Genomic DNA, 7,964 nt, shown 5'->3' with positions numbered 1-7,964 from the left:
CTTAGCAAAGCACAGTCCCTGGTCATCGGTGTTGGAGAGGGTTTACCGGGCGTTTGCATGACACGGACATGATGCAGGAGACGCTTTGGAACGACCTGTCGTCCGCCAGGTCTGTTTGGCATTCATGGATTTGAATTGACAAGCTATGATGCGTCCTTCTGCCATCGTAAAAAGCCAGTTCTTACGACCATCACAGAAAAAATGACTAAAATTACCGGTTTCAGAAACCGGGTTCCGAAACTATCCGCGGACGATCACGGATTCAGGAGCAATCTTTAAAAATATATTCTTGCTTCGACTGGTCAATTTGCCTTTTGATCGAACATATGCTTGCATTTGCATAAGGGAAGGGATATAATGTTAACAGAACTTACCATCCCTAACTCCCTTTTGCCGGAGACAAGGGGTCTCCCTCGCTTGTGGTTTCGATCTCCACGAAACCGACACAAGAAGGGCGCTGAATCCGAAAGGACAGCAGTTGGCTACCCCATCCGTGAACTTCCCCCTGATGGAGACAGGTGCGGAAGCGGGGCAACACGGAGCGGAAGAATTCCCCGACACTCCCGATGCCGGAGATGAGGGCCACGGTACCGAGAGGGCCGTGAAAAAAGTTTGGCGCACGCATCTGCGCTTTGAAACTTAAGAGCAAAGTTAAAGCCGATTCGTTGCGTGATGGTTCGCGCGATGAATCGGCTTTTTGCATTTAGTGGGAGAAAATCTAAAAACGTTTTGAAATGAGGTCGGCTTGCGCGAGCGATCGCGTGATCCGGCTTTTTTATTAAAAAATGAACGGAGGTTTGAAGAGCATGAGCAGCATTTTGAAAAATGTCGTCGCCGTAAAGCAGTCCGTCGGAGATGTCAGCATCATCGGTCATTTGACCTGGTACTCGCTATCCGAGATGCTCATCACGCGGGACGAACTCAAGAAAAAGATGGTGGAAGCCGGCCTTGGCGAAGGTTTCATGCCGCATGAAATCCGACTCCCGGATGCCTTCAGGCGTGCGACGTCCAAAAAGTTTCGGCACCGGATTTCGGAGGCGGTCGTTGAAAACTATCTCTTTCGAGAGGTTGCCTCCGACAACCGCATGATTCAGCGCAACATCGTGTGCGAGGTGGTCGACCAAAAGGGACGCCGTCTGGCATATGACGGAGCGGCCGCCACGCTTGTGCTGGATAAAACCAGCGCCAAAGTGACCGTAAGCGCCATATCGCGTCTTGCCGAAGAGCTGGCCCGGGACGCCGTGACGAAGTTTGAGATTTACCGGCACAACTACGGGACCAACACGATCCGCTCCGTCATCATGAGTATCCTGAAAAGCATGGCGCCCACGCCTGTAAGGCCGTCTGGCGGCGTCTACTTCGTCCCGGCCCGGCACACGGATCGGCTGGAAGCGATGCTTCGGTTTGTAAAGCTTCTGGATCACGGCGAAGGGGAGAAGGTTCCCCTCATCGATACGACCGATATGCGCAATCTGATCACGCGGAAGCTTCTGGATCACCTGCGCGAGACGCTGCGCGCATGCGAAGAAGGCGTATCCAACCAGCTCCCCAAGGGCCAGATGAAAGAAATCCTGGAACACGCAAGACAAGTCGCCCAGGACTATGTGCAGTACAAAGCCATCATTACGGGCGATCTGAAGGAAATGGAGGAGCTTGTTGCCGGCATCCGGGAGAAGGTTTCGGCTGCGCTGATAAATATGGCCGTGTAAAAAGCCAAGAAAGGAGGGGCTTTTGTTGCAAGCGTACTCCGATCATTGGGACTTGATACAGCAGGTCCTTCGCGATCATGTTGATCGCGGGGACTTGCGGTATTCGGAACACGCAAATGAAAGGATGGATGAAAGGGGCATAACGCGGAAAACGGTCGAGCACATTGTTTACCGCAACCGCCCGACCGAGATGCACGAGCCATTTCAATACCCATATGGGGAAAACCCTTATGCGAATCCCGACCCCGTGTTTACGGTTGTGGGAGAGCATGAAGGAAGAAAGATTGCAGTGGCATTGGCCCTGAAACGCCGCGGGCGAAGCCTTTTGTTTACTGTCATCACGGCGTTTGAGGCTTCTGGCCGCCATATCTGAAATGATGTCGTCGCCCCGGATTTTGGTTATAATATGTTCACCAGGAAAGGGGAGGCGATGGCGATGAGGGGGAAGAAGACCATGAACATTGATGGTGTTCGAACGACCAACTTCCCGTATGAAGTGATCGACGGGGAGGAACACTACAACCTTCACGCAGCCGTCGTTGTTGAGCACATCACGGAAAACATCCCGCGGGAAGCAAAACCGGCGATCACGATCGACTACGACAAAATTCCCGAGTCCTTTCACCGCGCCGTGCGGGAAAAAATGGGGATCAAGCAGCCTGACGCGATAAACGAGGCGGAGACGCGCGAGCGGGAACAAAAACTCATTGAATTTTTGGACAAAGGCGCAAAATAAACAAGATCTTATTGCTGCGTCGATACAATCTTAAAATCGGATTCCACTGTTGAAAAGCCACAAGCGACCTTTGGTTGCTTGTGGCTTTTCTCTGTTAAAAGCGGGGGATTCCTTTGAAAGACGATCTCGCCACGGAAATCTGTATGGCGATCAAACGAGCCGTCCAAAGGCGCAAGAAGCGCGGCGCGGACATCTTTGAAGTCCTTCGGTTTCTTGACCGTCTCATGAAAGTGTGGAAAAACCGGGCAGTCCGCGAATTTATCATGACGCTGGCCATTTTTGAAATTCTGAAAACCATTTTGGAACTGGAGGGTCGTCATGAAAATCAAAGCCATCCAAAACGCGCTTAACCAGGAATTTGCCGAGCGGGAAGAAGTGATTGAAGGTTTGATCGTCGCCCTCATTGCACGGCAGCACTGCCTGCTCATCGGCCCGCCTGGCACCGGAAAATCGGCCCTGGTTTCCGGACTAACGAAGCGGATCACCGGAGCGAACCATTTCCAGTGGCTTCTCACCCGCTTCAGCACGCCGGAGGAGCTGTTCGGTCCGGTGAGTCTCAAGGAACTTGAGCAAGGCATCTACAAACGAAACATCGCCGGAAAGTTGCCTGAGGCGCACCTTGCGTTTGTGGACGAAATCTTCAAGGCAAATTCGGCGATTCTAAACAGCCTTCTTTCGATCATCAACGAAAGGCTGTTTTACAACAACGGACATCCGGTGCAAGTTCCGCTCATGACGCTGGTTGGAGCATCCAATGAGTATCCGGAGGAAGGCGAAGGGCTGGAAGCGCTCTTTGACCGGTTCCTTCTGCGTTTTGAAGTGGGCTATATCGGCGAAGACCAGGCGTTTCTCTCCATGATGAGAGGTCCTCAGTCGGTTCCGGCGGACATGACCATCGACGAACTTTATGAACTGCAATTTTTTAGCGACACCGTCACAATCCCCGACGAAGTGTACACGACGCTCGCCAATATCCGCCGAGAGCTTATGGATGAGGGAATACGGCCTTCCGATCGGCGCTTCAAGCAGTCGCTTTCTGTGATCCGTGCAAAAGCAGTGTTGGAGGGAAGAGGACAGGCTGTTGTCGAAGACATTTTGATCCTCAAAAACAGCCTGTGGGAGCGGCCTGAACAACGGGAGAAGGTCGCCGGGATTGTGAAGAAACACGCGCAAGACCCGGTAAAGACAAAACTGGATGAGGTAAGGGACGAAATGAGAAGTATTTTAGAATCGGTCACCAAAAACAACACTCCCGAGCAGGCGGTTGAAGCGACAAAGAAGCTGAAAATGTTGGTGTCCGACTTGCAAAATCTTAATCAGAATTATCCGGATCGTAAAGAAATCGACAATGCGATACAGGCGATTCAAAAGTCGCTTGAGAAAATTGCCTCCCAGGTATTGGGGGTGTGACAAATGCACGATTCGGTGCTGAACACGGACGCATTTGACCGCAGACGTTTCGTGCAATTGCTCGAAATGTCCGAGAAAATGCAACAGTTGGAGCGGAAGGGGAAGGAAACTTTCCCTTCCTTCCGACCTTTAATGGGCGATATGTGGGCCGGACTGTTCAAAATGAAACCGGAGCTGCTTACAGAAGTCGATCCAGCGTTGGAGATGAACCGTCAACTCATGGAGCGTGTAATGAACGAAAACGGCTTCCATGAATTTCGTGAGTTCACTCGACTGGATGATCTGGCATCCGCACTGGGTACGGTGAAGTACACTGAGACGGTGCTGGGGTGGATCGATGAGCAGGCAAAGCAGAATCAAAGTTTCCGGCAAGCCCTTCAGCAGGTTATGAGCGGTGAAGGCGACGCGGTGCAGCAGGCGGTAAAAGCATTGGCAAAGGCGCTTGAGCAAAATGGTCAAGTCCTGGCCAAGTCGCTTAGCCGCGCGGCTAAAGATGCCATTCAAACAAAAGATAATCTGAAATCCTTACTTGGGGGTATTGAAGCAGGAAGTGGCGACGCGGAACTGAAGAAGGTTCCGCTGCGGGATCAACTGGCTTTGGCTGAAAAACTGTCTGCCGAGCCCAAGTTAAAGGAAATTGCCCAGTGGGCCGGCCGCCTGAAGCTGATTGCCCGTCAGAAGCAGCGTTCCAAACATCGGGAATCCATTGATCGCAGCGGGATCACGAGGGGGAATCAGGTGGAAAAATTGCTTCCATCGGAGCTTGCTGCTTTCTCCAGCCCCATCACGAAAAGTGATTTCCTGCGCCGGTTTGCAGAGGGTCAAACACTTCAGTATGACACGAAAGGAAAAGAACAGCTTGGGAAGGGCCCGATTATCCTCTGTTTGGATCAATCCGGAAGTATGAGTGATCAGGATACAATTGCAAAAGGCTTTGTTCTTGCGCTCATGAGCATTTCACGAAAACAGCACAGGGATTTTGCATTGATTCCGTTCAGTAACGAGGCCTTGGCCCCTAAGATATACGGAAAAGGCCGGATTACAATCAATGACATGATCCAACTGGCTGCCCAATTCCTTGACGGTGGGACAAACTTTGAAAAGCCTTTAAAAAACGCAGCTGCGGTCATTGAACAGAGCAATTTTAACCGGGCAGACGTCATTTTTGTAACTGACGGGGAGGCAGATGTATCCGATAAATTCCTTGAAAACTGGAACGCGCTGAAACTAAAGAAAGACTTTCGGGTTTTGTCCCTTCTGCTTGGGACAGCGAAGGAATTTACGGTTTCAAAGTTTTCAGACCGCGTCGTGAAAGCAAAAAATCTTCTGGATGATGCGGCGCATCAAGCGTTTGAAATTTGAAAAATGAGGTGATCCGAATGAACATTCAGAACCAAATTGAAAAATCAGATATTCCCGCTTGGATTCGTTTATCTTGTGACGGCGATCTTTGCGATGAGTGGGCGCGAAAATTCACTATTCAGAACGCAATTGAAGACTATAACGAATACAAAACAGAAGGAACAAGCTGAGTGAAATAATAGGGTATTCCCGACTTTGGAAGACATTTGTTGGGAATAGGGCCGCTTTACGCAGTCCTATTCCCATTTACTGAACCACAAGCAAGGGAGTTAAAAGCAATCACTCTTTTGAGAGAAAACGGATTCTTATCTGAATCTGAAAACGGGGCTGCTTAACGGTGTTTGAAATCTGAAAAATTCCTGAGAAGGAGTGGCTTACGTATGCCCAACTTGGAATGCCCGAACTGTGGACGAATTGAGTGCGACGGGTGTGAATACGATTACGCAGGTTGTTACAGCGGTTTCCCTGAAAAAATTATTGAATATCCCGAACAAAAAGAGGAAACGGAGGAAGAGAAGCGAGAAAGAGAGCGTCAAGAAAAGGAATATTTGCTTCAACTATATGAAAGATATAAACACTTGTACCCTCCAGGGTACAACCCCTTTGAAGAAGAAGATGATGATGATTTTGACTGGGAACGTGACGAGGATGATGACGAGAATGATTTTCAAGTTGTGACTATAAACATTGACGAACTCGTAGCTGAACGCATGAGAGCGTTGGTTGGAGACGAGGATACCGATGGCAAGCGTTCAAAGAAAACCCGCACAAAAAACCAAACAATGAAGAAAGTGTTGGAAGAACTGATTGAGAAACTTGACAAAATTTAATTTCGAAGCAGGGCGATCAAGCAGCCCTGCTTCCTTGTTTTTAGGCGGATTGACCTTCTTTTAGTTCCAAGAAAGGGGAATGCTCTTTGAATAGTTTTGTTCTACTTGTGATTGTCTGCATTGTTCTGATTGCACCGGTATTTATCGCTCTCTTGGTTGCCCTTTACGCCAAGATCAGTGGCTGTTACTTGAACCGGTACTACATTTTCAGCCGGAAACGATCTGGGGAGTACGAGCTACACTGCCATCCCGCGTTCGGGTTTTACTATGCAACCCCGGCCAAGTTCTTCGCCATGCGTAAAGACGCGATCCGCAGGTTCAGACGGCGTCACCCGGATGCCACTCTATTCGCTGTCACGACCACCTTGCAGGGGTTTTATGAGCGGAACGGTTACGTCGGGGAGCCGGTGCATCGGAAAAGCATCAAACACCTGGCCGGGCGCATTTCGGACTACGTTCTGATTCTCTGCAATCTGGCCAATTATCGGAAGCGAAACGAGAACGAGTGGCAGTTCGCGCACCTGATCCAACGGGTGAACCGCGCAATCCCGCATCGGTATGTTGTGTTTGAACAGATGAACGTTTGTTTATATAATAAGACAGGAACATTTGTTCGGAGGTCAAAATCCATGAAACAGAAGTGGTTCCCTTTGGGGCGTCGGAGCCTGCTTTTCGGTGTGCATCAGTTTATCTGGCACCCATGGACGGTTTATCGAGCCTGGAAAAGCCTGTATGGCCAACCCAGTTGGCGTGAAGTTGTCTGCATCATCATCCATGATTGGGGATATTGGTCAGCGCCGAACATAGACGGCCCGGAAGGTCAGCGGCACCCGGAACTGGGCGCGAGGATCGCGCGGTGGTTGTTTGGCGACAAATATGGCGATCTGGTATTGTATCACAGCCGCCACTATGCCCGACTCCACGGCCAGCCTCCAAGCAAGCTTTGTTGGGCAGACAAATTGTCGATCCTGTACGAGCCGAAATGGTTTTATCTCATTCGGGCGAAACTATCTGGTGAAATTCACGAGTACCGATTGAACGGGGAAAAAGAATTTGGCCTGGATCGTCCCCACAGCGAATGGTTCGACTGGTTGCGAGGCGAGTTCTTGAAACTGGCCATTACAAAAAGAGGGGACGCTGTGCCGTACCAAAGTAGGAATTGAGTAGCGCACGATCCAGCCTGCCGCACCGGATTCGTGCTGGCAGCCTGCTGCGGGACAGGCGCGGGATCGCGCGGTCAAAATCGGCGGGCACACGAAATAGCGCGGAGGGCCGCTGGCGAGAGCCGGCGGAAACCGGCGGTGGCCGGCGCGGGCATTCGGCGCGGACCCGGATTCCGAGACAGCTTAAGGATACTGAGAAGACAATGAGGTGATACGGAATGAAACGGGTGAACAAGCTGACCGAGGGTCGCAATTTGCTGTGGGAGGCGAGCCGGATGATTCTGCCCGAGCACAAGGAGCGGATGCGCAGCCGCCGGGACGAGGCGCGCCGGGGCGGAAGGCGGGAACGTCCGACGCTCGACGAGCAGGAGTGGGAACGGATCAATGAGATGATCGCGCGGTCACTGTATGAACGGACACCAGTGCGGCTGCGAATGTATGATCCGTTCGAATGTTGCATCGTGGAGGGCATCGTGGAGCAGTTCGAACCGGTGTCGGGGCGCATCAGGATAAATGGAGATTGGTTTGATACGAAAGATATCATTGGGGTGGATTGAGACCACTGGACCTCTGTCAATAGATTGGACACATGGAATCGAGAAAATTACGCAACATAATCGTACATTTGTTCGCATTGAATGGGTGTGAGATACCCGATCGCCGAATGGACTCGTTTGCGATTGTAGAAAAACTCGATATATTCAAAAATCTTGCTTTGCGCTTCCTTGCGGGTCTTGAACTTTTCCAGATAAAC

9 protein-coding genes and 1 pseudogene are annotated in these 7,964 nt (G+C 50.8%); 9 read left to right on the top strand and 1 reads right to left on the bottom strand.

What is annotated here, in order from left to right; all coding sequences use genetic code 11:
- The first annotated feature begins 806 nt into the window (after positions 1-806).
- From BAA01_03745 to BAA01_03705, 9 genes are all read left to right on the top strand, one after another.
- Positions 807-1,709, top strand: coding sequence for a hypothetical protein (locus tag BAA01_03745; GenBank protein OUM85382.1), 903 nt, complete (start codon positions 807-809; stop codon positions 1,707-1,709).
- A 25-nt stretch (positions 1,710-1,734) separates the two neighbouring features.
- A complete protein-coding gene (locus BAA01_03740) occupies positions 1,735-2,082 on the top strand; it encodes a hypothetical protein (GenBank protein ID OUM85381.1) in 348 nt (115 codons plus the stop codon).
- A gap of 57 nt (positions 2,083-2,139) precedes the next feature.
- Positions 2,140-2,445: a hypothetical protein gene (locus BAA01_03735; GenBank protein OUM85380.1), complete on the top strand. Its 306-nt coding sequence runs from the start codon at positions 2,140-2,142 to the stop codon at positions 2,443-2,445.
- A gap of 113 nt (positions 2,446-2,558) precedes the next feature.
- The gene (locus BAA01_03730; GenBank protein OUM85379.1) at positions 2,559-2,795 is read left to right on the top strand and encodes a hypothetical protein; all 237 of its coding nucleotides are present in this window, start codon (positions 2,559-2,561) and stop codon (positions 2,793-2,795) included.
- Complete coding sequence (locus BAA01_03725) at positions 2,764-3,855, top strand: ATPase (GenBank protein OUM85378.1); 1,092 nt, start codon at positions 2,764-2,766, stop codon at positions 3,853-3,855. Before BAA01_03730 ends, BAA01_03725 begins: the two co-directional genes overlap by 32 nt.
- A 3-nt stretch (positions 3,856-3,858) precedes the next feature.
- Positions 3,859-5,217: a hypothetical protein gene (locus BAA01_03720; protein ID OUM85377.1), complete on the top strand. Its 1,359-nt coding sequence runs from the start codon at positions 3,859-3,861 to the stop codon at positions 5,215-5,217.
- Positions 5,218-5,597: 380 nt separating this feature from the next.
- Positions 5,598-6,047 (top strand): hypothetical protein, encoded by a 450-nt coding sequence (locus tag BAA01_03715; GenBank protein ID OUM85376.1) that lies wholly within the window; start codon positions 5,598-5,600, stop codon positions 6,045-6,047.
- Positions 6,048-6,676: 629 nt separating this feature from the next.
- Positions 6,677-7,210, top strand: coding sequence for a hypothetical protein (locus tag BAA01_03710; GenBank protein OUM85384.1), 534 nt, complete (start codon positions 6,677-6,679; stop codon positions 7,208-7,210).
- A gap of 227 nt (positions 7,211-7,437) precedes the next feature.
- Positions 7,438-7,767 carry a hypothetical protein gene (locus BAA01_03705; GenBank protein ID OUM85383.1) on the top strand — a complete coding sequence of 110 codons (330 nt, stop codon included), beginning with the start codon at positions 7,438-7,440 and terminating at the stop codon, positions 7,765-7,767.
- A 47-nt stretch (positions 7,768-7,814) separates the two neighbouring features.
- Here BAA01_03705 and BAA01_03700 read toward each other — a convergent pair.
- Positions 7,815-7,964, bottom strand: a pseudogene (locus BAA01_03700) (transposase).

Origin of the sequence: Bacillus thermozeamaize (assembly GCA_002159075.1) — a bacterium.
Classification (GTDB): Bacteria; Bacillota; Bacilli; order ZCTH02-B2; family ZCTH02-B2; genus Bacillus_BB; species Bacillus_BB thermozeamaize.
This window is presented reverse-complemented; position numbering and strand designations above follow the sequence as displayed.

Excerpts from the sequence above, each read along its gene's own strand:
- BAA01_03735 (OUM85380.1), top strand. The coding sequence starts at position 2,140 with ATGGCGATGAGGGGGAAGAAGACCATGAACATTGATGGTGTTCGAACG.
- BAA01_03720 (OUM85377.1), top strand. The coding sequence starts at position 3,859 with ATGCACGATTCGGTGCTGAACACGGACGCATTTGACCGCAGACGTTTC.
- BAA01_03710 (OUM85384.1), top strand. The coding sequence starts at position 6,677 with ATGAAACAGAAGTGGTTCCCTTTGGGGCGTCGGAGCCTGCTTTTCGGT.
- BAA01_03745 (OUM85382.1), top strand. The coding sequence starts at position 807 with ATGAGCAGCATTTTGAAAAATGTCGTCGCCGTAAAGCAGTCCGTCGGA.
- BAA01_03725 (OUM85378.1), top strand. The coding sequence starts at position 2,764 with ATGAAAATCAAAGCCATCCAAAACGCGCTTAACCAGGAATTTGCCGAG.
- BAA01_03715 (OUM85376.1), top strand. The coding sequence starts at position 5,598 with ATGCCCAACTTGGAATGCCCGAACTGTGGACGAATTGAGTGCGACGGG.